This is a genomic window from Parasphingorhabdus sp. W113 (assembly GCF_055693205.1).
In genome coordinates this window covers 1,263,409-1,285,780 of the sequence record NZ_CM146328.1, presented here as the reverse complement: position 1 = coordinate 1,285,780, position 22,372 = coordinate 1,263,409, and the positions used below count along the sequence as shown (strand labels likewise).

The 22,372-nt window shown below is 48.4% G+C and carries 24 protein-coding genes; 9 read left to right on the top strand and 15 right to left on the bottom strand.

The window, feature by feature from the left end:
* Positions 1–5: 5 nt before the first annotated feature.
* Genes ACZ1GS_RS06060 through ACZ1GS_RS06050 form a run of 3 tightly spaced genes read right to left on the bottom strand, consistent with a single transcriptional unit; the run spans position 6 to position 2,106 of the window.
* Positions 6–536 (bottom strand): nuclear transport factor 2 family protein, encoded by a 531-nt coding sequence (locus tag ACZ1GS_RS06060; RefSeq protein WP_472697592.1) that lies wholly within the window; start codon positions 534–536, stop codon positions 6–8.
* Positions 537–542: 6 nt separating this feature from the next.
* A complete protein-coding gene (locus ACZ1GS_RS06055; protein WP_472697591.1) occupies positions 543–917 on the bottom strand; it encodes a hypothetical protein in 375 nt (124 codons plus the stop codon).
* 19 nt (positions 918–936) lie between these two features.
* The gene (locus tag ACZ1GS_RS06050; protein ID WP_472697590.1) at positions 937–2,106 is read right to left on the bottom strand and encodes an amidase; all 1,170 of its coding nucleotides are present in this window, start codon (positions 2,104–2,106) and stop codon (positions 937–939) included.
* 84 nt (positions 2,107–2,190) lie between these two features.
* Here ACZ1GS_RS06050 and ACZ1GS_RS06045 point away from each other — a divergent pair, with 84 nt between their 5' ends.
* From ACZ1GS_RS06045 to ACZ1GS_RS06020, 6 genes are all read left to right on the top strand, one after another.
* On the top strand, positions 2,191–2,901 hold the full coding sequence (locus ACZ1GS_RS06045) for a CoA transferase subunit A (RefSeq protein ID WP_472697589.1): 711 nt from the start codon (positions 2,191–2,193) through the stop codon (positions 2,899–2,901).
* Entirely contained in the window at positions 2,898–3,551 is a 654-nt protein-coding gene (locus ACZ1GS_RS06040) for a CoA transferase subunit B (RefSeq protein WP_472697588.1), read from the top strand. The genes ACZ1GS_RS06045 and ACZ1GS_RS06040 overlap by 4 nt, the downstream gene beginning before the upstream one ends.
* Positions 3,551–4,756 carry a 3-oxoadipyl-CoA thiolase gene (gene pcaF / locus ACZ1GS_RS06035; protein WP_472698074.1) on the top strand — a complete coding sequence of 402 codons (1,206 nt, stop codon included), beginning with the start codon at positions 3,551–3,553 and terminating at the stop codon, positions 4,754–4,756. The genes ACZ1GS_RS06040 and pcaF overlap by 1 nt, the downstream gene beginning before the upstream one ends.
* 249 nt (positions 4,757–5,005) lie before the next feature.
* Complete coding sequence (locus tag ACZ1GS_RS06030; protein ID WP_472697587.1) at positions 5,006–5,350, top strand: MarR family winged helix-turn-helix transcriptional regulator; 345 nt, start codon at positions 5,006–5,008, stop codon at positions 5,348–5,350.
* Positions 5,351–5,480: 130 nt separating this feature from the next.
* Positions 5,481–5,933, top strand: a complete 453-nt coding sequence (locus ACZ1GS_RS06025; protein ID WP_472697586.1) for a LysR family transcriptional regulator — start codon at positions 5,481–5,483, stop codon at positions 5,931–5,933.
* Positions 5,917–6,420, top strand: a complete 504-nt coding sequence (locus ACZ1GS_RS06020) for a LysR substrate-binding domain-containing protein (RefSeq protein WP_472698073.1) — start codon at positions 5,917–5,919, stop codon at positions 6,418–6,420. Before ACZ1GS_RS06025 ends, ACZ1GS_RS06020 begins: the two co-directional genes overlap by 17 nt.
* A 315-nt stretch (positions 6,421–6,735) precedes the next feature.
* On the opposite strand, the gene ACZ1GS_RS06015 is transcribed toward ACZ1GS_RS06020, so the two are convergent.
* The 7 genes from ACZ1GS_RS06015 to ACZ1GS_RS05985 form a co-directional block, all read right to left on the bottom strand.
* A complete protein-coding gene (locus ACZ1GS_RS06015; RefSeq protein WP_472697585.1) occupies positions 6,736–8,229 on the bottom strand; it encodes a hydantoinase B/oxoprolinase family protein in 1,494 nt (497 codons plus the stop codon).
* Between the two features lie 400 nt (positions 8,230–8,629).
* Entirely contained in the window at positions 8,630–8,833 is a 204-nt protein-coding gene (locus tag ACZ1GS_RS06010; RefSeq protein WP_472697584.1) for a hypothetical protein, read from the bottom strand.
* The gene (locus tag ACZ1GS_RS06005) at positions 8,814–10,358 is read right to left on the bottom strand and encodes a hydantoinase/oxoprolinase family protein (RefSeq protein WP_472697583.1); all 1,545 of its coding nucleotides are present in this window, start codon (positions 10,356–10,358) and stop codon (positions 8,814–8,816) included. The genes ACZ1GS_RS06010 and ACZ1GS_RS06005 overlap by 20 nt, the downstream gene beginning before the upstream one ends.
* Before the next feature lie 261 nt (positions 10,359–10,619).
* Entirely contained in the window at positions 10,620–10,874 is a 255-nt protein-coding gene (locus tag ACZ1GS_RS06000; protein ID WP_472697582.1) for a MoaD/ThiS family protein, read from the bottom strand.
* Positions 10,875–10,895: 21 nt separating this feature from the next.
* The gene (locus ACZ1GS_RS05995) at positions 10,896–13,190 is read right to left on the bottom strand and encodes a xanthine dehydrogenase family protein molybdopterin-binding subunit (RefSeq protein WP_472697581.1); all 2,295 of its coding nucleotides are present in this window, start codon (positions 13,188–13,190) and stop codon (positions 10,896–10,898) included.
* Positions 13,183–13,668 carry a (2Fe-2S)-binding protein gene (locus ACZ1GS_RS05990; RefSeq protein WP_472697580.1) on the bottom strand — a complete coding sequence of 162 codons (486 nt, stop codon included), beginning with the start codon at positions 13,666–13,668 and terminating at the stop codon, positions 13,183–13,185. Before ACZ1GS_RS05990 ends, ACZ1GS_RS05995 begins: the two co-directional genes overlap by 8 nt.
* A 1-nt stretch (position 13,669) precedes the next feature.
* The gene (locus ACZ1GS_RS05985; RefSeq protein ID WP_472697579.1) at positions 13,670–14,548 is read right to left on the bottom strand and encodes an FAD binding domain-containing protein; all 879 of its coding nucleotides are present in this window, start codon (positions 14,546–14,548) and stop codon (positions 13,670–13,672) included.
* A 290-nt stretch (positions 14,549–14,838) separates the two neighbouring features.
* On the opposite strand from ACZ1GS_RS05985, the gene ACZ1GS_RS05980 reads away from it, so the two are divergent.
* On the top strand, positions 14,839–15,495 hold the full coding sequence (locus ACZ1GS_RS05980) for an MSMEG_1061 family FMN-dependent PPOX-type flavoprotein (protein ID WP_472697578.1): 657 nt from the start codon (positions 14,839–14,841) through the stop codon (positions 15,493–15,495).
* A gap of 76 nt (positions 15,496–15,571) precedes the next feature.
* Here the strand turns inward: ACZ1GS_RS05980 and ACZ1GS_RS05975 are convergent, their stop codons facing one another.
* Positions 15,572–17,866: a TonB-dependent receptor gene (locus ACZ1GS_RS05975; protein WP_472698072.1), complete on the bottom strand. Its 2,295-nt coding sequence runs from the start codon at positions 17,864–17,866 to the stop codon at positions 15,572–15,574.
* 401 nt (positions 17,867–18,267) lie between these two features.
* The gene (locus ACZ1GS_RS05970; protein WP_472697577.1) at positions 18,268–19,149 is read right to left on the bottom strand and encodes a LysR family transcriptional regulator; all 882 of its coding nucleotides are present in this window, start codon (positions 19,147–19,149) and stop codon (positions 18,268–18,270) included.
* A 125-nt stretch (positions 19,150–19,274) separates the two neighbouring features.
* On the opposite strand from ACZ1GS_RS05970, the gene ACZ1GS_RS05965 reads away from it, so the two are divergent.
* Positions 19,275–19,586 (top strand): hypothetical protein, encoded by a 312-nt coding sequence (locus tag ACZ1GS_RS05965; protein ID WP_472697576.1) that lies wholly within the window; start codon positions 19,275–19,277, stop codon positions 19,584–19,586.
* 700 nt (positions 19,587–20,286) lie between these two features.
* Here ACZ1GS_RS05965 and ACZ1GS_RS05960 read toward each other — a convergent pair.
* The 3 genes from ACZ1GS_RS05960 to ACZ1GS_RS05950 form a co-directional block, all read right to left on the bottom strand.
* Positions 20,287–20,625 carry a ParB/RepB/Spo0J family partition protein gene (locus tag ACZ1GS_RS05960; RefSeq protein ID WP_472697575.1) on the bottom strand — a complete coding sequence of 113 codons (339 nt, stop codon included), beginning with the start codon at positions 20,623–20,625 and terminating at the stop codon, positions 20,287–20,289.
* A 339-nt stretch (positions 20,626–20,964) separates the two neighbouring features.
* Positions 20,965–21,192, bottom strand: a complete 228-nt coding sequence (locus tag ACZ1GS_RS05955) for a helix-turn-helix transcriptional regulator (protein ID WP_472697574.1) — start codon at positions 21,190–21,192, stop codon at positions 20,965–20,967.
* Positions 21,185–21,676 carry a hypothetical protein gene (locus ACZ1GS_RS05950; protein ID WP_472697573.1) on the bottom strand — a complete coding sequence of 164 codons (492 nt, stop codon included), beginning with the start codon at positions 21,674–21,676 and terminating at the stop codon, positions 21,185–21,187. Before ACZ1GS_RS05950 ends, ACZ1GS_RS05955 begins: the two co-directional genes overlap by 8 nt.
* 362 nt (positions 21,677–22,038) lie before the next feature.
* On the opposite strand from ACZ1GS_RS05950, the gene ACZ1GS_RS05945 reads away from it, so the two are divergent.
* Positions 22,039–22,350: a TrbC/VirB2 family protein gene (locus ACZ1GS_RS05945; protein WP_472697572.1), complete on the top strand. Its 312-nt coding sequence runs from the start codon at positions 22,039–22,041 to the stop codon at positions 22,348–22,350.
* Positions 22,351–22,372: the final 22 nt, after the last annotated feature.

The window sequence follows — 22,372 nt, the reverse complement described above, 5'->3', positions numbered from 1 at the left end:
CTTCCTTATTGTTGAGCAGGCGTTGGAATTGCCGCTTCGCTGTGCCAGCCGCCATCAATCCGACGCCCAAGCAAATTTGTTGTTCTGAAGCGGTGAATACGCCACCGGTCTTCTTCCTGTTTGAAATCAAGTATCAGCCGTGCTGCGAGAACGAAGCTTTCGCCATTTGAAAATGTTGGCGTTTGCAGCATTACCCAAGTGCCATTTGCGGTTTCGCCATCTACTGAAATAGTCTCAGATGTCAGAAAATGGACATTGGATGCAAAATGTGGTGGCGAGCTGTAGCTAAACAAGAAAGCTACAATATTCTCGCGGCCAATATGGCCACCAAATGCATCTTCATATACCTCTCCGTTACCTTCCCAAACCGCGTCGGATGAAAAGAGCGCACCCATTTCATCCATAGGGCTTTCTGGCGTAAGATCGTCGCATAACTCCATATATCGCGCGACGACCCGGCGGATTTCGGTTTCTGCTTCCAGCGCAGCCAATCGCCGTTGAAATTCAGACAGACTTTGTTCGGTTACATCACTCATCAGCTGCTAACCCTCGCCAAATTGTGTTGGAATTTCCAAGGCACGGCCCATGCGTGCTTGCACACGGCAATATTTCCACAGGCGATAGCCATCAATTTCAATTGTGCGAAACAGGTTGCAGGCATCGGCAACACTTTGGTGGTTTGGCATGTCCGCCATAATATAGCTCGTCCATGGAAAACCTTCGGGCGAGGCACCAACCATTGTCTGGTCGTCATCCAACATACCCAATATTTCGACGCCCTCCATTGCATTTAATTGGCCAAGCAGTTTGCTAAACCCAGACCAAACTTTTCCAATTTCCGACGAAGGAAGGTCGAAAAATGGCTGCAATATACCAACACAGAATAATGTACGCACTTTCATCGGCTTTTCAGTCACTGAACTATACCTCCCGCTATTATTTCGTCGTCAAATTCTCGAAGGCTAATGCCAGCGCGATAAGCTTCTCATCTTCACCTTTGGGTGCAACCAACTGCAAACCAATCGGCCTGCCTTCATATTCGCCTACTGGAATACTGATCGCTGGGTGACCGCTAAGATTGAACGGACGACACAACGATGTAATGCCTACCATTTGAAGCGAGTTCTTTGCCTCCTCCAATGACGGCGGCACATCCGGCAAAGTAGGCAAAGCCAAAACATCAGCATATTTAAACGCAGCGTCGACCTGCTCTATGAAGCCGACGCGCACCTGTTCAGCTTTTACAAGTTCTTCTTCCGCAATATCGGCCGCGCGACCCAAACGGAGTGCGACATCCTTCCCTACCTCGCCGCTTGCCAGCAGATGCCCATATGCTTGGTAGGTTTCCGCTCCGATAATTGCCAAGCCGGCAACATGCGCCTCCGGCAGCATCTCAAGCTTCGTGGTGCCAATTGGCCCTCCAATTTTTATTGCCGCCGCTCTCACTATGCGGTCAATATGGGCCTCGGTTTCTGTATCTATCCAAGCCAACTTTAATCCCGACGGATCAGGTAGCTTGCCAAATTTTGGATCAAGACATCTCATGGCCGCTTCTAATTGCTGGGCATTACCAGCAAATGGGCCGACACAATCAAGAGATGAATCGGCTGGCGTCATGCCTTGGCGGGACAACCGTCCAAAAGTTGATTTCAAGCCATAAATGCCGCAACAGGCAGCTGGCACACGCACGGAACCACCTGTATCTGTACCAATTGCAAAATCACATAACTGGGCCGATACAGCGACCGCCGACCCACTTGAAGAACCGCCAGGAATCAAATCTGGATATTTGGTATTCACAGGTGTGCCACCCCAATCATTGATTCCAGTAACGCCGTAAGCAAGTTCGTGCATTGTAGTTTTACCGATCAAACGGCAATTGGCATTCAGCAGCTGAGAAACGATACGAGCATTAGTATTTGCATTTTTTCCGTTACTTAGCGACTTACTACCGGCAATCGTTGGGGATCCAGAAACATCAAACACATCTTTGACTGCCACTGTGGGACCAGTACCGCCAATATCAAACCTTTGAACAAAAATACCATCTGGCGCTTCTCTACGAAACCCTTCGTTGGCTGATTTTTGATCGGAAAAGGCAGTCAATTAACATCTCCAAGTTTTTACTTGATTTATCACGTAATATGATTGAAGGATGGAAGCAAGTAAAAAATATGGATAGGAACTGTCGTGGCTTTGAAAGTTTATGAAAGTGCGGAATCGGCACTACAAGATATTGCGAAAGACGGGATGATAATCATGTCTGGCGGTTTCGGTCTCTGCGGAATGCCGGCCACATTGATCGAAGCCCTTCGCGACACGGGTGTAAAGAATCTGACTTGTATTTCGAACAATGCCGGAACCGATGACGAGGGTTTGGCATTGCTGCTAGCCACCCATCAAATCAAAAAAATGATATCGTCATATATTGGCACGAACAAAATTTTTTCCGAACAATATTTATCGGGAGAAATTGAACTGGAGTTTTGCCCACAAGGTAGCCTCGCTGAAAGATGCCGTGCAGGCGGTGCAGGTATTCCGGCATTCTTTACCAAAACCGGGGCCGGGACATTGGTCGGTCAAGGCAAGGAAATGCGCGATTTTGACGGGAAGCCCCATATTCTTGAAACAGGGCTGAGAGCCGACATCGCACTTGTAAAAGCCCAAACAGCCGATGAAGATGGCAATTTGGTCTACCGCAAAACGGCAAGAAATTTCAATCCTGATATGGCAATGGGTGGCAATATAACCGTTGCCGAAGTGGAAGAGATCGTACCCACGGGCACATTGGATCCTGACCAGATTCATACACCGGGCATTTTTGTTCAAAGAATAGTGAAAACACGCAATCCCAAAAGAATTGAAATCGAGACCACGCGTAGCCGGGAGTTAGCAAATTGAGTTGGACACGTGATGAAATGGCGGCGAAAGCTGCGGAAGAAATCGAGGATGGATTCTACGTGAATCTCGGCATTGGCATCCCAACGCTGGTCGCCAACCATGTTCCCTCTGGACGTGACCTCATCCTGCAATCGGAAAACGGCATGCTGGGAATGGGACCATTTCCTTATGAAGGGGAAACGGATCCGGATCTTATTAATGCAGGCAAGCAAACCATTACCGAGATTGATCGCAGTTCCTATTTTGCATCTTCAACGTCCTTCGCCATGATCAGGGGCGGGCATATTGATCTTGCTATTCTGGGCACAATGCAGGTGTCGCAAAATGGTGATATCGCCAACTGGATGATTCCCGGGAAGCTGGTTAAAGGCATGGGTGGCGGTATGGACCTTGTCGCAGGAGCAAAACGCGTCGTTGTGATAACGGATCATGTGACGAAAAAGGGCGAGGCGAAACTGCTGAAATCCTGTGACTTACCGTTAACAGGACAAGGCGTTGTTAGCCGGATCATAACGGACCTGGGTGTTTTTGACGTACGTGGAAATGGCTTGGATGTTGTCGAAATTGCACCAGATGTAACCAGGAAAGAAATTACCGATAAAACGGAAGCCGAACTCTTGAATTGGTTATCACCCAAAGGAAAAATATGATGAGCGATGCGTTTCTTTGCGATGGGACAAGAACGCCAATTGGACGATATGGCGGAGCATTGAGCAGCATCAGATCTGATGACTTGGCCGCAATCGCCATCTCAAAACTAATGGATAGAAATATTCAGATTGATCCAGCCGAAATTGATGATGTTATTTTTGGTTGCGCGAACCAGGCTGGCGAAGATAACCGCAACGTCGCCAGAATGTCAGCGTTGCTTGCTGGCCTCCCCGTCTCGGTAGCCGGTGTCACGGTAAACCGTTTATGTGGTTCCGGCTTAAACGCAGTAGCTATGGCAGCGCAAGCCATCAACTCAGGTGATGCAAAGCTTGTTGTCGCTGGTGGAGTGGAGAGCATGTCACGCGCCCCTTTTGTTATGGCAAAGCCAAGTCAAGCTTTTGCTCGGGCTCCAAAGCTTGAAGACAGCACGTTGGGATGGCGTTTTGTTAATCCCGAAATGGAGAAGAGCTATGGAGTGGACACAATGGCCCAGACGGCGGAAAATGTGGCCAAAGAACATGGCATATCGCGCGCTGACCAAGACGCATTCGCATATCGAAGTCAAAAAAAATGCAGCGACGCAGCAAATCGGGGTATCTTCCGAGAGGAAATAACACCGGTTGTTGTCCCACAAAGAAAGGGTGACGACATCATTGTTGATCGTGACGAACATCCCCGTCCGCAAACCAGCTTGGATGAATTGGCAAAGCTAAAATCTATTACGGGGCTAGACGGCAGTATTACGGCAGGGAACGCTTCAGGGCTGAATGATGGGGCCGCAGCGATGTTCATCGCATCACAAGCCATGGTCAAAAAAAATAATCTGAATCCGATAGCCCGAATAAGGGGAACAGCTGTTGCCGGTGTAGCTCCAGGAGTAATGGGAATGGGGCCCTTACCAGCCACCCAAAAACTACTAAAGCGGCTAAACCTGAGTATCGATGACATTGACGTTATTGAATTGAATGAAGCCTTTGCGGCGCAAGGTTTGGCCGTTACGCGGCAGCTGGGCTTGAACGACGACAGCGACAAAGTAAATCGTAATGGAGGAGCTATTGCGCTTGGTCACCCATTGGGTATGTCGGGCGCAAGAATTCTGATGTCCGCCGCAAATGAATTGAAACGCAGTGGTGGTACTTACGGGCTAGCAACAATGTGTGTAGGGGTAGGACAAGGTATTGCAACCGTCATTGAAGCCTGTTGAAATATGTCTCTGAATTCAATTAAAAATACATATAACGAAAATGCAAAGTGATGATATGGCAGAACAAGCAGTAATCTCTCGCCCCCCCAATCTGAAGGACCATATACCAGCGATGGCGCAGAGAATGCTCACTTTGATCTATCGGGATGGCCATTTTACTGGCTAACCCAAACGAATGGACAGTATCTGGGAACGCTGGAAACTGCGCTACGGAAAGTTGAACTGGATATTCCAACCTGGCGAGTATTGATGTTGTTGGAACCGTCCAAAGCCAGAAGTGTCAGTTACCTTGCACAAGAGTCGTGCGTCAAACTTTCTACGATGACACGGATCGTGCAACGCATGAAGGAAGAGAATCTTGTTGTAACTCGGCCGCGGGAAGCGGATGCACGGGTGACCGAGGTTTTATTAACGGTAAATGGAAAACGTGCACGCCCGCTTGCTTGGCAACAGGCGAACCGAATTTACCAAATCGCATTTGACGGCATGTCGCCTGAAACCATTGGAAATCTGAAGTTGATTTTACAGCAAGTAGTTAACAATTTCAGCAAATACGAAACTTCGGCAAATATTGAGCACAATGACATCGGTTAGATTTGGCCAGAAAATCTTAAATGGGTAATACTGGAGCAGATATTTTCTATAGATTCTACGGGCTTGCGCCTTTCCGTTATCCGTATATATTTGCGAGCCTCAATCCTAAGTACTTGGAGGAACTTCGCGAATGCGTCGTCCAGACGATTTAACAAAGAAACTTCGAAATGTGGATCTAAATCTTCTCAAGACGTTCGATGCGGTTTTGGAAGAGCAATCAATTAGCAAGGCTGCATCCATGCTTTGTGTATCTCAGCCAGCCGTAAGTAACTCTCTACGCAGATTGCGATCATTATACGATGACCCGCTTTTTGTTCGGACGACATCGGGAATGATGCCGACGCCAAGAGCACAGGAACTGACAAAATCTATCCGTAACGCACTGATTGGGATTGATACGACCTTTCAGGTGGATGAAGAATTTAATCCGGCCAAGTCTCAACGAACCTTCACGGTCGCTCTAACAGACTATGGTGAGTTGTTTTTTCTACCCGCAATATTGAAACGCCTTCGCGAAGAAGCCCCTGGTGTAGATATAGTGTGTTCACCGGACCCCGGCGAGATCTCTGTCTCACGAACTTAAGTCAGGAGCCGTCGACCTTGTTTGGGATTGGTCGCGAATTGAGGAGCCGGATTTCACCACTGAAGAAGTTTTAAGGGATCTTCCATATTGTTTGCTGAGGAAACCTCATCCGATCGCAAACGATACCATGTCAATCGATCAATATCTTCAAGCCAAGCATGTGGCCCTCAGGCCAAGGCGATTCCCCACATTATCAATTGGCCATATCATCGAGCAACAAGGGTATGAGCAGCACATAGGCACCGAGGTATCGCATATTTCCGTGATGCCTCAGGTTGTGGCTAAAACCAATTTCGTCGCTACGCTCCCGGAACGGGCCGCCAAATATTACGCGCGAGAAATGGACTTGCAGGCGCTGCCCAATCCCATCGTGAATGAAAAGATCGGCATATACCAAATGTGGCACAAATCCTTCGAGGGTGACGAAGGACACAAATGGTTCCGGCAACTGACAAAGGATACCTGTCAAGAACTGGCGACCATTTAGTGCGCTTTAATTTCTTTTCCTCGAAACGGTCAGGCAACTTGCCTAAGAGCTGCTGTTTCATCCGCATCTATATTGCCATCCGCATCGATTGCGACCTTGTATACTGACCTGGCGCGCTCAGGTGACACCCAATTTCTCCGGACATCTCTGGCAACACGATCTACACTGCGTTCTTCCGGCGCACCATAGCCGGCACCGCCGCTAGAGATTGAGACAATTTTTTTACCCTTCGGCACCGTAATATGTTCATAAGTTCCCAAAGGATCAGATAGGCTATCATCTGTGGAACGGATATATTGTTGGGCTTTTACACCGTCAAACCCCCTGCACCCCTTGCGGAGCATGTGTCGTACCTTCGCTGACCCAAATCGCTTCGATGTCACAGTTTAAAGGCCCGTACTCCATCTCACATGCAGGGGAACCACAAAAACGTCCCGACCCCTCACTATCGATTACGAGTCTCTGACTGTAAACCGCGATCGGGTACTTCATTTCAAATATTTCGATACTGTCTCGCATCAGGAAGCCCGCAGCGCCGACTCCGATTATAGTAAGCCACCCATCAACCGATGGACCAGCGGCACCGCCAGTGAATCCGAGCATCATTTGATTCACAAATGGCCCACCATTTTGGCGAGGATCAACACCTGAGATAACCGCGGTGGAGGCCGGCGATGCTTTCCCTGTTGAGGCCATTCCACAACCATCTTCTAAAGCGGCCATCGCGCGCGTCACATTATTGGCAACAATTTCTGAGAGATTTGTTGTTGCAACCGAACAGCTAAACGGATGCCTCGGAATACCAACAATGCAGTTTTCTCGTAACTTTACATTGATCCTTTGGAAACTACCGCCATTGGGTGGCACCACGGCACCAAGCCCTGTAAATATTGCCATCATCGCCGCAGTCCGCGATGTAGATTCCGTCAGATTTAGTCCGCAAGGTTGGCAATCGGGATTGTCGGACAAATCAACTGTTATTTCCGAATTTTCAGCATCGATGGTAAGCTTCGTTTTTATCTCAATCCCGTCGGGAAGGACATCAGGAATGGGGTCATGCCAGGCGGACGTTGTTGCGGTGCCGGATGGCAGTTGCTTAATCGCGTCGACCATTAGTTTCTCGCTATAGTTGAACCATTCGGTGGGATAAGCACGGAGTTTGTCATCTTCAATCTCATCTAGCATCTCAAGAAGCTTACGTTCTCCAATACGCGCGGCACCCAACAGAGCCAGGAAATCCCCGTACCAAAGTTCAGGCACACGAATGCGTACTTGAGCCATTCGAATAATGTCATCCTTATTTTTATAATCTTCCTGCACTTTCACACATGGAAATATTAGTGCGCCTTCTTCATAGACATCTTTTGAAGCAGCAGCATAGGTTGTTGGCACAGCATTGCCGCAATCAGCAAGATGGGCTTTGGCCATCACGGTGAAGCGGTGCTCACCATCATCGTCAACAACAGGAACAAGCAACGTCCAATCCGCAGCATGTGAATTGCCATGATATGGCGAATTATGAAGATAAGCATCCCCGCGTTTTAAAACCGGGTGACATTCGGACATATAATTGGCCATTAAGTCCGGGCCACTCATAACGTGAATAGGCAGACTTTCAGCCATGGCTAACATCTTGTGATCATGGGTAAGCAGACAACAAGAGAAATCCCGTGCCGTATTCAAAATCGCTGATCGCGCAGTTTTCAACAAGGTATTGGTCATTGCACGTACCACTGAATCAAAGCGGTTATTCAGCAACGCCAGTTCGTGGCCATCCAGACTCTTTTCGATAGATTCCGTTCGAGACATATTAACACCTCACCTCACTATGAGTTATGACAGTTTCAACTATTTTGACTTGCGATCCAACAATATCGAACCCGTCGCGGTTCTTTCAACCGTACAATGCGGCGGTACAACCAATGTTGTAACTGGGGACTCAACCAGTACTGGCCCATCCCTGAGTTCGCCGATTGTTAACGCGCCTGACTGAAGAACATCGACTGTCGACAAACCAGTTTCAGAAAAATAGGCTTCACGGTGCCGGACATCGTCGCGTTGTCCGGGCGCCGCGGGAGGAGAAAAACTGTCTGGTTCTCTTAAGGGACAACCTATTCGACCTCCCCAAGTCAACACCTCAACCGGCGATTTTTCATCCCGCACCGAGAATAAATTATCATGTAGGTCATGAAATGACGTAACAAACTGTTCAACATCTTCCTGCAGAATCAAACCGAGAGGATTTCAATGGCAGTTCAATCTCCCAAACCTGTTGGTCATAACGCGCTTCAACGTAGAACGAGCTTAAACCCGCTCCGCCCTGTCCAGACGTTTCCATAAAATCGCTGCATTTTTGATCAAGTTCAGCCAATATTTCATTGGCACGTTCAATATTAAATTTGCTGCTCGTCATGTATTCGGTGGTTGCGAGATCCAGCTTTCAGATCTGACAGCATCGCACCGGTCGCACTAATCGCTGCAGATGCTTCTGGAATGACAACCGGCCAACAATCAAGCCTAGTGGCGATACCGGCACTATAAAGTCCCGCGCCGCCGCCGCCGCCGATCATGATTCCCGATTTAACATCGACCCCTTGAGTCAGAGTGATCTCTTCAATAGCCGTCACCATGCGTTCCATCGCCAAGGTAAGAATAGCATTGGCAGCTTCGTGGACAGAAAGATTCAGCGGTTTCGCGACATCCCTTTCAATCGCGCGAACCGCGCGATCAACATCCACTTCAATCGCGCCGCCCAAAAAATATTCTGGGTCCATATAACCCATGACCAGACACGCATCCGTCACCGTCGGCTTATCGCCTCCGCGTCCGTAACAGGCTGGTCCTGGATCAGCCCCGGCGCTTTGGGGTCCAACATGCAGCATACCGCCAGCATCAACCCAGGCGATAGAACCGCCACCTGCGCCGACGCTTTTCACATCTACCGAAGGAAAACCAGTCATGTATCCAGCAACTGGGTCACCCACAATCGTTTCCCTGGTCATCGGAATTTGACCATCGCGCAGCAAGCCAACATCATAGGTTGTGCCGCCCGCGTCTGTAATAATCGCGGTTTGCTGAAGACCCTGAGCTTCGGCATAATGCTTCGCAGCGACTGGTGCACCAGCCGGGCCGGAACCGATCGAATGAATTGGTGTTTCCGCAACTGCAGCAGCATCTAGGACGCCCCCGGCAGAAGTCATAACCAGCAACCTGCCACTAAATCCTGCATTTTTCATCTCTGCCTCAAACGTGCGCAAAAAACCGCTCATCAATGGTTTCAGTGATGCGTCAATTGCCGCGGAAGACGTTCTCCGGTATTCGCGAAGCGATGGGTTCAACTGATGGGAAAGCGTGTAGGGAATCCCTGGCATTTCCTCGTCGAGCAGTTCCCCAACTCGCTTTTCATGCTCATGGTTCACTGTTGACCAAAGAAGAGACACTGCCACAGCTTCGACATTTAAATCTTTCAAACGTTGAATTTGCGAACGTAAACTGTCCTCATCGAGCGGACTCAAGATCTCACCCAACGAACTCATGCGCTCTTCAACCTCAAAGGTCAGTTCGCGCGGGATATAAGGCTCGGGATATTCCTGCGAATAATCAAACAGGCTATAACGACCACCGCCTTCCCGAAACAGAAGGACATCGCGATGTCCTTCGGTGATTAACAATCCCGTTCTTGCAGTCGTATTCGTGACTATCGCGTTCGTTGCCCGCGTGGTGCCGAATACAAACAGGTCGCTTCTTCCAAGCAGAGATTCGACGGTCTCCCCCATTCCTTCAGCTGCTGCTCCAACGACATCCAGTATCCCGTCGACTGGATTTGAAGGCGTTGTTGGCCGCTTAAACAAACGCGATTTGCCGCCCTCTTCTTCTACAACAAGATCTGTAAACGTTCCGCCTGTATCAGCAGCAAACCTTAACCTACCTTTTCCCATCTCTCCGCTTCCCTCTATAATTCGGGTGTGATCCGAGCGGTTGAAAGAACACCTACCTACCCGCTTATCGCGGGAGCCCGTGATAAACAGTCAAGTCTCGATCAACTCTAGTGATGGCCAGCTTATTGATTCAAAGACAAACAAACCAATCACTTGTCCTGATAAAGCTATATTTGCGTCGTCAGTATTTGGAGAAGTCGCGCGCGATCAGGTCGGTCACGACAGGTAATCGCTTGCTCGAAATTAACTATTAGCCGCCGGCTACCACGTTGAAAAAAAGATCTCTCCGTCCGGGCGCAGTTTCGTGTACAGGCCGGTTCGCACAATCCTGCCGTCAACAGCCAAGTTAATATTTCGGTTCAAGCTACCTTCATGGTCAATCAGCGTTAACTCTATTCCAGGATAGTCCTTTTCCAGTTCTCTTAAAACACCACGAACAGTCGTTCCGCACGCCTCAACCACCGCTTTACCATCAGTGATAGGCTGCAGGTCAGTCGGGATATAGACCCTAATCATGGTAACTTCCAGCGGAGGGGCTCAATGCCGATCAAGCAATTCGGGTTTGTTTTCGGCAATGGCGGCAAAGACCTTTCTCGGCGACATTGGTAATGACATCATCCGGATCCCGATCGCATCATGCACCGCATTGGCGATAGCCGCGGGCGGCGGAACGATCGGCACCTCACCTACACCTCGAATACCATAGGGATGATCTGTATTGGGATACTCTACGATAACAGGTTCGATCATGGGTACATCAAGAGAGGTCGGCATCCGATAGTCCAGCAAGCTGGCATTAGCCAACCGGCCATTATCGTCATAAAAATATTCTTCGTTGAGTGCCCAACCGATACCCTGCACCGTGCCGCCTTGAATCTGGCCTTCAACATAATCTGGATGCACAGCTTTTCCCACGTCCTGAAATGCCGTATAGCGCAATATGTTTATTTTGCCGGTTTCCACGTCCACTTCGACATCCACAATATGGGCGGCTGTCTGCAAACCGAACACTTCCGGCGTCATTGTAGAAGAAGACGAGATCGGACCACCGGTATCCTCCAGCTTACTGGCCAAAAATTTGAACGGCATTGCTGTTTGCGGATCGGATTTTTGAAAAAAGATGCCCGATCTAAAGTCAACATCCCCTCCGTCAACGTCCCAGATTAAAGCTGCCCGTTCTTTCATTTGCTCCAAGATAGATTCAGCCGCCTTAAGTGTGGCGAGCCCGGTGACAAAAGTCGTTCTGCTGCCAACTGACTGAAGGCTGAAGCCACTTGTTTCGGTGTCTCCAATTGTTGCCTTCACATCTTCAGCATCAATACCCAATGCCTCGGCAGCCTGCATCGCCAGTGTCATACGTGTGCCGCTTAAATCCGGACTGCCAGTGCTTAACTGGACCGTGCCGTCAGCATTGACCATTATCTGGGCCGATGATGCACCCGCACCACCGAACCAGAAACCAAATGCCATGCCGCGACCAACATTCGTACCTTCCAAGGGAGCGTTATAGTGAGGATGCTTCTTTACAGCCTTCAAAACTTCTCTGCCCCCAATATTTGGATAGGGAAAACCAAGGGCCAACGGGTCGCCCGCTTTTGCTGCGTTCAACAACCGAAAATCAACCGGGTCCATATTCAGCTTCTTGGCCAACGCGTCGACTACCTGTTCAGATGCAAAATGCGATTGAGCAGCTCCGGGAGCACGATAAGGTTTGATTTTCGGTTTGTTGACCAAAACATCAAAGCCTTCAAGCTTGTAATTAGGAACATTATATCGGGTAATCGAAGTAACGACGCCTGCTGCAACCGGCCCTGCGGGATATGCTCCTGTTTCATAGGAACACGTAATATCCGCAGCAAGCAGCTTGCCATTTTTGTCAGCGCCAAACTTAACTCTGATGACGGTGCCAGAGCTGGGTCCGGTCGCGCGTAAAACCTCGTCGCGGCGCATAGCCATCTTTACCGGCCGGCCAGATTTCTTCGACAAGATGGCGGCGAGAGGATCAAGATATATCTGGTCCTTACCTCCAAAACCTCCGCCAATTTCGAGCGGCACCACTTTAATTTGTGATAGGGGAACTTGCAGCACGGCGGCCACCTGCTCTCGAATGGCAAATTGGCCCTGCGTGCTGGTCCAGATTGTTATCTGGTCATTTTGATCCCAGGTTGCCGTCGTAACATGACTCTCAATATAGCCCTGGTGAACTGTTTCTGTTGTAAATTCCTTTTCGACCACAGCTTCGCATTTCAAAAAAGCAGCATCAGCATCGCCACCTGTCACTTCCATCCGACTGGCATTGGGCAGCGCAGAAAAACTCGGAATCACAAGATTACCCGGAATAAAGGTTTCGTGAAGCACCGGTGCATCATCGGCCATGGCCTCCTTCACCGAAGAAACATGAGGCAATAACTCATATTCAACTTCTATAAGTTCGATAGCTTCATCGGCGATATGGGCGTTTTCCGCAGCTACAGCAGCGAGGGCATGTCCATCATAATATACAGTATGCTTGGCCATAATATTATCGGAAATATCTTGGGCGTCGACCTTTCCTGCTTCACCATTCTGAACCCAAATGTCAGGAACTTTAGGCAGATCGTCACCCGTCAACACAGCATGTACCCCTCGCAAAGCAAGAGCTTTGGACATATCGATGGACTTAATCCGTGCGTGAGGATGTGGGCTACGCAAAACCTTGCCATGCAACAAATTTGGCAGGGTGAAGTCATCTCCAAAAACTGCGCGCCCCGTAATTTTATCCAAACCGTCTGGCCTCACAGGTTTTGTACCAATTATGCGAAACTCTGTTTTCACGTCAGGGGTCTTATTCATCGACTTCTTCCAACACTTGCGCCGCCTTCATCACGGACCTGATTATTTTATCATAGCCCGTGCAGCGGCAAAGGTTATTTGCCAGCCAGTGCCTGATTTCATCTTCAGTCGGATTACTGTTTTTTTCGAGCAGTGTCTTTGATGACATTAAAAAACCAGGCGTACATATTCCGCATTGCATTCCCGTTTCCTCCAGGAAAGCGGTCTGCAAGGGATGAAGCTTCCCGTCCACAGCCATTCCTTCGATAGTTTCAACCTCACTACCCTCTATTTCAACCGCGAAGGTGCAACAGGAATTAACGAGAATACCGTCAATTGTAACGCTGCAGGCGCCACAATTGCCATCGTTACAACCTTCTTTTGTACCGGTGAGACGAAGTTCATTTCGCAAAACTTCCAGCAAGCTCTGACGAGACTCACACAGAAACTCGGCAGGCTTTCCGTTAATCGTCGCGGAAACATGACTTAGCTTAGCCATATCAACAGCTCTCCCTGGCTCTATTCAATGCGATTTCAGCAGCTCGTTGAACCAAAACTCGTGATAGTTGTTTACGGTGCTCGACAGTTCCGCGCATATCGCTAATGGGTTTGGCAGCCTCTGCTGCATATTCAGCAGCTTCAGCAAAACTATCTCTCGAGGCCGTTTTCCCCGCCAGATATTCTCCCGCAAATTTAGCAACGATCGCGGTTGGACCAACTGCCCCCAGAACAATCCGCGCCTTTTTAATCTGGCTGCCGCTTTTGTCCAAAGTGAGTGACACAGCGGTATTCGCAACAGCAATATCCATCTCATTTCTGGGCGTGAATCTGAGGTAGGCTGCTCCCTCACCCGCTTTGGGTCTTTCAATGCTGATGTGGGTAAGTAAATCACCTTGTTGCAGTATCGATTTGCCGGGCCCCAAACAAAATTCTTCGACATCTATTGTTTCATGATTGCCGTCAGCCCGCCGGACCAGGGCCTTTGCATTTAAAGCTATCAAGGTCGGTATAGAATCAGCACTAGGCGAAGCATTGCACAAATTTCCGCCAATGCTGGCTCGACCTTGAATTTGAATTCCCCCGATCAGATTCGAGGAATCCCTCAGAGCTGGAAACAATCTAGCAACATCGGCGCTATCGTTAAAAATGCGACAGGAAACCCCTGCCCCGAACAACAGTTCATTTTTCCCAAAGGCCACGCCCATCAACTCAGCAATACGCTTTACATCCAAAACAGCCTTGGGAGAAATCCTTCCGGCTCTCATTTTGGGAATCAAATCTGTTCCACCTGCCAACATGTAACACTGGGAGCCCGTGTCGGAAAGAAAGGCAGCTGCCTCGCGCAAGGATATTGGCGCTCGATATTCAAAATTTTTCATCTCCGATCATCCTTTTTAGAATTGACCCAATTCTAGCCTGCTGGCGGTGAGACAGTCATTTTTGAGTTTAGACGCTGCATTCTACATAGAAAGCTGGCATTTTTACCCTAATCCAACCGCCCTTGGAGGCGCCAAAGCACGGAAAAATTTTGAACTAAAGACTCGATCCAAATATGCTCGATAACAAGACTATTTGATTACATGAATAAAGCACATCATCTTTCGTGATTTTTTGCCATAATAAGTCGTTATAGCTCTGCTACTGGAAATCAATCAGTCTATCATGCTAGATGAACCCGGAAAAAACAAACTTAGGTGCAGACATGGACAATGAATATTTGATTACCGGTCAGGATGAACTCAGAGAGCATGTTGGAGAACCGCAAGAATTTGTTCTAAACGCCATAAAAGACTCGATGGATCATTTCCATATCAAGTTTATCGAAAATTCCCCTTTTTGTTGTATTGCCACAAGCTCTGCCGACGGAAGCCCAACTGTATCGCCCCGTGGAGACGCACCGGGATTTGTTAAGGTACTGGATAAAAATCGCATCTTTCTCCCAGATCGTCCGGGAAACAAGAAAGCTGAGTCCTTCACTAATCTCGTCGTCAATCCGAAAATAGGAATGATCTTTTTTGTGCCGGGTATTCGCGAAACCCTGCGCGTACACGGAACGGCCCAAATCAGTCACGATGAAGAATTGCTAGAGATGGGGCGTGTAAAAAAATCGGTTCCCAAAACCGCCACAGTGGTCAACGTAAACCGTGTCTATTTCCATTGCGGAAAAGCGGTTGTGCGCTCGGGCTTGTGGGATTCGTCCAAACAGTTGGAACTTGATGAATTTCCGTCATTTCTTGATATTCTAAAGGAACAAGCGAAGTTGGATGTCAATCCAGAGGATGGCAAAAAAATGATGGAAGACGAGTATAAAAATAAGCTGTACTAAACGTCAGAGAACCAAGATTATGATCAAGAGTCGAATAAGCGACTTGAACCATAGCCTTGGTTTTGACTTTCAGTTGTTAGTTGAACTTAAAACGTAATCCGCCGGTGACCCAAACAGGGCGTGAAACACTGAATTCATCCGAGCCAAACAAGTTAGCTAAATCTGTATTGGATACAATATTTCGCTCGTCCAGCAGATTGGTTCCACCAAAGTAGATCTCAAGCCTTTCGTCAACACTTGTCCATGAAACCCGGGCATTCAATGACGTGAATGCATCCAGTTCACTAGTTTGAAAATTTCGGATGTCAGCAAATTGGCTGCTATAATAAGTTACGTCAGTGCGTATACCAATATTTCCTCCGAACACTTCCGCAGGGAACGTGTAACTGAAATAACCGGACAGTTGCACATCTGGCGTGAAAGTAGGTTTTCGATCTAGCAGTAGCTCATCCCCGGGGGCAGGGCTGGCATCGTCTATTTGAACATCTTTCACGTTTGCATCAACGTATGCAATGCTGGCTCCGATTTCCAATCCGTCGGTTGGGGCGAGAATGGCATCTAGTTCAAGACCTAAATATTCTGCATCGGCGTTTTGTACAAAGTTCGTAACGTTGTTGAAAAGGAAAACCTGATAGTCAGAATAATCATAATAATAAGCTGATGCGTTCAACCGCAGACGTCCATCTAGCAGATCAGACTTAATGCCAGCCTCATATGCCACAAGTACTTCTTCATCATAGGGAATGTCTTGGTCAGCAAACCCAGCACCAAATGTGATTGGAGTGTTAAAGTTTCCTGCCTTTACGCCGCGGCTAACGCCGGCATAAACTAAGACGTCGCTATTAGGCTTCCAGTTCAGTTGCAGTTTTCCGCTCCAAAGGTCCTGATTCTGTATGAAAGTTTGTTGTGGCCGGAAATTTACAATTGGAACGGCTGTATCAATAACAAATGCGCCGCCGAGATTTGCAAACACAGTCTCTTGCGTTACAAAATCCTTCTCTTCTCGAACATATCTCAATCCCGCAATCGCACTCAACGTATCAGTAAGTTCATACTCCACCTGACCAAAAATCGAATAAGAATTGGTGCTGGTTTGCGACAACAATGCCACATCGGCAGGCCCTGGCAATAGCGGCCCAATTGTCAAACTATCTGGCGAACCGTTTAAGGCAAACCCTGTTTCGTTATCAATATTCAGGTAGTAAAGCCCTGCCACCCAAGTTAAGCGGTTGGCTTCTCCGTTGAGCCTTATCTCTTGTGCGAATGAACTCACATCCGTGATGTTCGCTACAGTTAGGAGTGTTTGGGGGCCACCATCAGCATCGACAAACAACCGTTTGCTAAAGTCCTTGTAGTCGCTGATTGAAGTCAAAACTATATCATCGTTGAGATTCCACGTAATCTTGCCGGTTATCGACAGGGCTTCATTTTTGTTGACGTCTTCGAACGCGAAATCACTCGAACAACTAAGATTTTCGATTTGCGCAGGAGTGCATTGCGCCACCCCAAAGAAATTGCCCCCCGGAACCGGTCGTCCTGGGCCAATTCCTATACCGCCCGGGCCAATAAGACTTCTTGTTTCATTTGGTCCAACCACGATAGTGTCGATTTGACGACCTTGAGCATCCAAAACCGCAGCCGTTGCTCGAATAAAATAGGCAGGCGTAGAAAAATCAGTCCGACTGTATGACGCAGAAAGCAAGGCCGAGAAATCTGTTGATGGCTCAAAAAGCAAGTGCCCCCGGACACCGATCGACTCTTTTTGTCCCTGGTCTTCTCCAGCACCTTCCAATGCTACTGCACCTGGTCCGCCATTCGTTTGGGCCCCAACCGGGTAGTTATTGTCATAGAAACTATCGTTGCTATCATAGAGAAATCCAATACGGGCCGACAACGTGTCAGAAAAAGGACCACTGACGGCACCTTCCAGGCGAACCGTATCATTCGACCCATAGCTGGCATCAATAAATCCATCGAAAAAGCTTGTTGGTTTGTTGGTAATGAAATGCGCCAAACCGCCAGTGGCGTTGCGCCCAAAAAGTGTGCCTTGTGGTCCCTTTAGAACTTCGACCCGCTCGACATCGAATATGCCAAAAATGCCCCCGTTACCGAATGCAAGATATGCTTCGTCGATATAAATGGCATTGGGGCCCTCACCTTGATCGTTAAAGTCATTTTGAGAAACCCCGCGAATCGAGAACTGTTGCGTTGCACCACCATTGGTTGTGCTGACATTCACGCCAGCACTTAGTCGCGAGATGTCAGTGCTCTCGCGAAACCCGGCAGCGGCAATTTCCTCGCCTGAATATGCAGTGATGGCGATTGGAACGTCTTGGACAGATTGTGAACGCTTCTGTGCTGTAACGACAATTTCATTTAACCCCCCTGCTGGGAGGCGCCTTGGCTAGCTTCTGACTCCACCTGGTCTTGCGCGACCGCTGCCTGCGAACCGATCAATGCTGCAGGCAACAAAGAATAGCGAAGGATATGTGCCAGCATAGAAGAACTAAGAAGATCCGATTTGGTCATTTTTATTCACCCTCCCTGGGCAGGCTTCACTTTCCGCCCTGATATTTTTTGATTAATCGCTTCAAATCGCCTGCACTTACGGGCGCAATCGATGCGTGATAAAGGGTGTCTGCTGCCCAGAAAAAATACAAATCACCAATTTTTATATTGGAGTATCAGCTTAGTCAGAGAGCTTGTCAGCGGCGGCCTTATAAGGCACAAAATATTGGCCGCCATCATTCAGTTGATGCACGATAATCCGTTTCAAATGAGATCAATGAATGCCCGAAGTCTCTTTGGCATATTGCGCTTGCTGAGAAAGTTTAAAGAGTATCTCGGACGTTGTGGTACATATTTCTCGAGAATTTTGACGAGACCTCCCGCTTCTATCGATCGCTCAGCAGTCTTTGCGTAGACATATGCCACTCCAAGCCCAGATTCTGCATATTGTATCATCGGAAGCATTGCATTCACAATCATTCGAGGCTTCGGTTTGACTGAAAATTCATCCTTTGAACTTTGGAATATCCAGGGTGCCAGACGGTCGGCACTGCCAAAGGAAAAATAAATACCCTCATGATCCACCAACTCAGATGGATGCTTAGGACAACCTCTTTTTTCAATATATTCTTCCGTCGCCACCACCGCCATATCCAGCTTGGGGCCGATGGGAATCGCGTAAGAATCCTGCTCAAGCAATGTTTGTGATCGGATGACAGCATCTACACCCGCAGTGACAAGGTCGATTTTACGGTCTTCATATATGAGTTCGATATCCACCTTCGGATATTGCACCGCGTAGTCAGCGATCATGGAATCAAGAAAAAACGGCCCTGCGCTCTGGGGCGCATTCAGCCGCAATGTACCCGACACTTCATCATCGGACACATATAATTCTTTTACAGCAGCTTCCAAATGGGTGATCGCCGGTAAGCTTTGTTGGTATAGCTTCTCGCCAGCAGACGTAAGCGCTATTTTTCGAGTCGTCCGGTCAAACAGACGCACACCAAGCCGATCTTCAAACCGCTGAACCGCCTCACTCACTGAACCGGCTCCAAGGTTTAAATTTTGGGCAGCAGCACGAAAACCATTGGCTCGTGCAACCTCCACGAAAACCGACATATCGCTAAGTTGATTGCGTTCCATTGTTCTAAATACCGATCATAGTGTTTTTTATTATGCTATATATACTATCTAATAGCCTTGATAATTTCAACCGTGGTTCAAAAAAATTGGCCAACAACAACCCCAGAGGAAAAGGACAAACAAAAATGGCTGAGATTACAGAAATTTTCGTATTGAAAATGAAAGATGAAAAACGGGCGGATGCAATTCGCGAGCGCGCCCGGGAAGATTTTCTTTCTCTCGACGGCGTAACCGACTGGAAAACGTATATAACAACAGACAAAAGTCGGCCGACACTTTTTGCAGAAATCTACACTTTTCCGGACTATGAGACCGCAAAAAAGGTGACCCCTCAGTTCGCAGAACGCGAGCTCACAAAAGCCTTTCTCGCTGAGCTAGATGAAATGGTCGTAGGTCAATATTTCACAGAATATGTTTCTGAAGCGGCGAAAAAATAGAGGCGGTGAGCGAGGTCGAACACGCGCCAAGTTGGACTAGACGGCTTAGTATTTCGCGAATTGAAGCGGATGGTCAAAATCACCTATCTTGATGTTGCTATTTGCACCGAATTCCAAGCGGCTGAACATTGAATCGAGCAGATACGCTAAGTTTTTCGCGCTCGCTCAAAAAAACCTCGTTCAAATCCCTTCGATACAATATGCATCGAAGCTTATTAGAATTTTGCGCTAGTTGTCGGCCGTTTCTCTGTTGGAATGGCCGACAAACAATCGAGTAAAGCTAGTGGAGGCAAAAGCTGATAGCTTTTGATCTTCTTACAAGAGGCCTCACATGAGCCACATACGTTTAGCGGTGAATTTCCCGTTCTTAGATTGCCATCCGTTTTGACGGTACCCCCTTCGTCCAAGTTCTCCCGTATATGGCAATGTCGCAAAATCTCCAACTTCCGCTTGCGTGTACCATTTAAAACGCACCGCAAGCGGATACTAGATTGAAAAAATCACTGCAAATCGTTGTATGTTAGATTTGGTCCTTTGGCCTGGTTTCATTTTTGTCCGAAGGAACATTAGACAAACGGTTTGCCCTTAAAATCCAGAGTTGGTATGAATTACCTTTTCGATCTCTGTGCAGGGTTCCGAAATCATCTTCAAGATTCAATTGACATACAATCGATAAATCTGAGGCTCATTTGTTCACGTCCTAGCGGTGATAATCCAGGTTACCGCTTTCAGGATCCACGAACTCCTGGGCATGGTGTTCAACATTCGAGGTCGCACCGTAGGCTTTAGCAAAATCAAGCGCGATATCGCCGCTAGCCAATGCTTCAAACACGACCGGGGCCATCTCAGCCAGGCGCAGCCGTCCCTCAACGAAGCGAACGGTTTGGCCAAAGCGAATGGCGACATCTTCGATGCTTGCGCCGTCATTAATGATGTCCTGGAACGCTTCGGCTTCATCGGCTGGGTTGAGTTTTGCCCGCTGGAAGTTTTCCGCAAGGCTGATCTGAAATTTCGTATTCGATGAGTTTGAATGATCCATTATTGGATTGAAGCGCAGAACAGGCTGTCAGGCCGATTACCAACTCCATTACGGTTGGGAATCTAAAAGAAACACCAGCTTAGCTCAGAGGGTCAACGCTTACTCATCCGCTGCAGCGTTCATGGGAATTCGTAGCGAGCCATGCCTTCAGATATCGAACGGGTCAATTTGGGGTTGCATACAAGTAGTCAGGTTATTCTACTTGCAATGCACTAGTTACTCGCCAGGAGTGATCAGAACTCTTGCTCAGCCCCATGCGTGGGTGCTCATCCCTTTTCGATTGAAAAATATGCTTGTCCAACCCGTAATCCGATTTGGAAAAGTGGGATTCCAATAGCCCTAGTTCGTATCGCGCAAAGATGTCTTCGAAGTAATCCATTCATCTATATCGCTTTCCAGCCACCTTATTGTATGGCTGCTTATTGGATGGGGCAGAGGGAACTTCCCTTCATCCATCCAGCGATAGATTGTCGACCGTCCTAAACCGACACGGTCCTGGACATCTTTCAGACGTAGCAATCGCGCGCACGGAGACTGCAGGTCCTCGTTTGATCCAACATTATTCATATACGTCTCCATGTGCCCGGCCAAGGCTGCCACCCAACATTGCATCTTTCCGGGCGAGGTCTTCTATGTGTTCGGCAAGTAATCGTGCGACACGTTTGGCTGTCCCGCCCGCCCAATGTGGTTTTACATCATGGAGATGATCGCCAAGCTGAGTTTCCAATGCAATGGGCAAATGGCGGATCAATTCCTCAAAAAATAGAGCTAGGTCCGTTTGCAACCAGCTCAAGGCCCTGCTCTGGTCTGCTGCAAGGAAGAGAAGCAGATGGGCATGCGGCGATGCTCCGGCACCGTATAATATACGCAAGACCTCGCTGACTGTCGCTTCCCGCCTCCCTGCCAGGATACGCCGCATTGTTCCGCGATCAATTTCTGCTTCGCTTGCAATGCGCACTTGAGAACGGCCTGATGTCGAAGCGGCCTGATTGAGCAGCATAGATATACCGGCTTTTATGTGCGCCTCGGAAATTCCATTCGGGTCAGTCATGTCATTCATCCTGTCTTTAAGAGAACGAATCACCTGATAAGTCGAAACATCAGCTGTAGGAAAATGAAAAGAACATAAAAAGAACAAATAGGAAAATGCGAATCACCGAATCCGGGTTTCCTGTTCTGCAGAGAGCAGATTCTGTTCATATGAAAACAGCTGCTATGTTGGCCTGAACAGTTTCGGACCAAATGAGCGCATCAGATGTTCAGTTCCAACCAATCCGCCTCCAGAATGTCACTTTTTGCTTGGAAGGCGCACAATTTTCCATTTCCTGTTTTCCTACAGGCCGGTCACTGACGCACAAAGAACATACAGCGAACACATGCTGTTTCATGTTTCTCAAGCGAAAGTGATTTTCAATGACCAATACCACCACTCAATCAAACCGGCGGGCGTCCGATTATCTTGTTCCGGCGGCGGTCGCGATGCTTTGTGCAACGGCGGCCTATGCAGGCGCGGACAATACTTTTGATCCTGCGCTCACAAAATTCACGGACTTTCTGGAAGGTTCCGGCGGTAAGATCATTACTGTTCTTAGCCTGGCCGCCGGTCTCATTGGCCTTGCATCCGGGCGTTTCTCGCTTGGACAGATCGCAGTGCCGGTGGGTGTCGGTATCGGTGTCGGGACCGGCGTTCCCATCGTCACCTCTGTTGTCACGGCCGTCATCTAGCGGCTGCCGGCAAGGAGGGCGG

Bases quoted from the DNA above. Each gene is read 5' to 3' on its own strand.
- ACZ1GS_RS05995 (WP_472697581.1), bottom strand. From the start codon at position 13,190: ATGAATAAGACCCCTGACGTGAAAACAGAGTTTCGCATAATTGGTACA.
- ACZ1GS_RS05980 (WP_472697578.1), top strand. From the start codon at position 14,839: ATGAACCCGGAAAAAACAAACTTAGGTGCAGACATGGACAATGAATAT.
- ACZ1GS_RS06000 (WP_472697582.1), bottom strand. From the start codon at position 10,874: ATGATTAGGGTCTATATCCCGACTGACCTGCAGCCTATCACTGATGGT.
- ACZ1GS_RS06030 (WP_472697587.1), top strand. From the start codon at position 5,006: ATGTTGTTGGAACCGTCCAAAGCCAGAAGTGTCAGTTACCTTGCACAA.
- ACZ1GS_RS06025 (WP_472697586.1), top strand. From the start codon at position 5,481: ATGCGTCGTCCAGACGATTTAACAAAGAAACTTCGAAATGTGGATCTA.
- ACZ1GS_RS06060 (WP_472697592.1), bottom strand. From the start codon at position 536: ATGAGTGATGTAACCGAACAAAGTCTGTCTGAATTTCAACGGCGATTG.
- ACZ1GS_RS05960 (WP_472697575.1), bottom strand. From the start codon at position 20,625: ATGGATCATTCAAACTCATCGAATACGAAATTTCAGATCAGCCTTGCG.
- pcaF (WP_472698074.1), top strand. From the start codon at position 3,551: ATGAGCGATGCGTTTCTTTGCGATGGGACAAGAACGCCAATTGGACGA.
- ACZ1GS_RS06015 (WP_472697585.1), bottom strand. From the start codon at position 8,229: ATGTCTCGAACGGAATCTATCGAAAAGAGTCTGGATGGCCACGAACTG.
- ACZ1GS_RS06005 (WP_472697583.1), bottom strand. From the start codon at position 10,358: ATGGGAAAAGGTAGGTTAAGGTTTGCTGCTGATACAGGCGGAACGTTT.
- ACZ1GS_RS05955 (WP_472697574.1), bottom strand. From the start codon at position 21,192: ATGAATAATGTTGGATCAAACGAGGACCTGCAGTCTCCGTGCGCGCGA.
- ACZ1GS_RS05970 (WP_472697577.1), bottom strand. From the start codon at position 19,149: ATGGAACGCAATCAACTTAGCGATATGTCGGTTTTCGTGGAGGTTGCA.
- ACZ1GS_RS06010 (WP_472697584.1), bottom strand. From the start codon at position 8,833: ATGACGAGCAGCAAATTTAATATTGAACGTGCCAATGAAATATTGGCT.
- ACZ1GS_RS05965 (WP_472697576.1), top strand. From the start codon at position 19,275: ATGGCTGAGATTACAGAAATTTTCGTATTGAAAATGAAAGATGAAAAA.
- ACZ1GS_RS05990 (WP_472697580.1), bottom strand. From the start codon at position 13,668: ATGGCTAAGCTAAGTCATGTTTCCGCGACGATTAACGGAAAGCCTGCC.
- ACZ1GS_RS05950 (WP_472697573.1), bottom strand. From the start codon at position 21,676: ATGACTGACCCGAATGGAATTTCCGAGGCGCACATAAAAGCCGGTATA.
- ACZ1GS_RS05985 (WP_472697579.1), bottom strand. From the start codon at position 14,548: ATGAAAAATTTTGAATATCGAGCGCCAATATCCTTGCGCGAGGCAGCT.
- ACZ1GS_RS05945 (WP_472697572.1), top strand. From the start codon at position 22,039: ATGACCAATACCACCACTCAATCAAACCGGCGGGCGTCCGATTATCTT.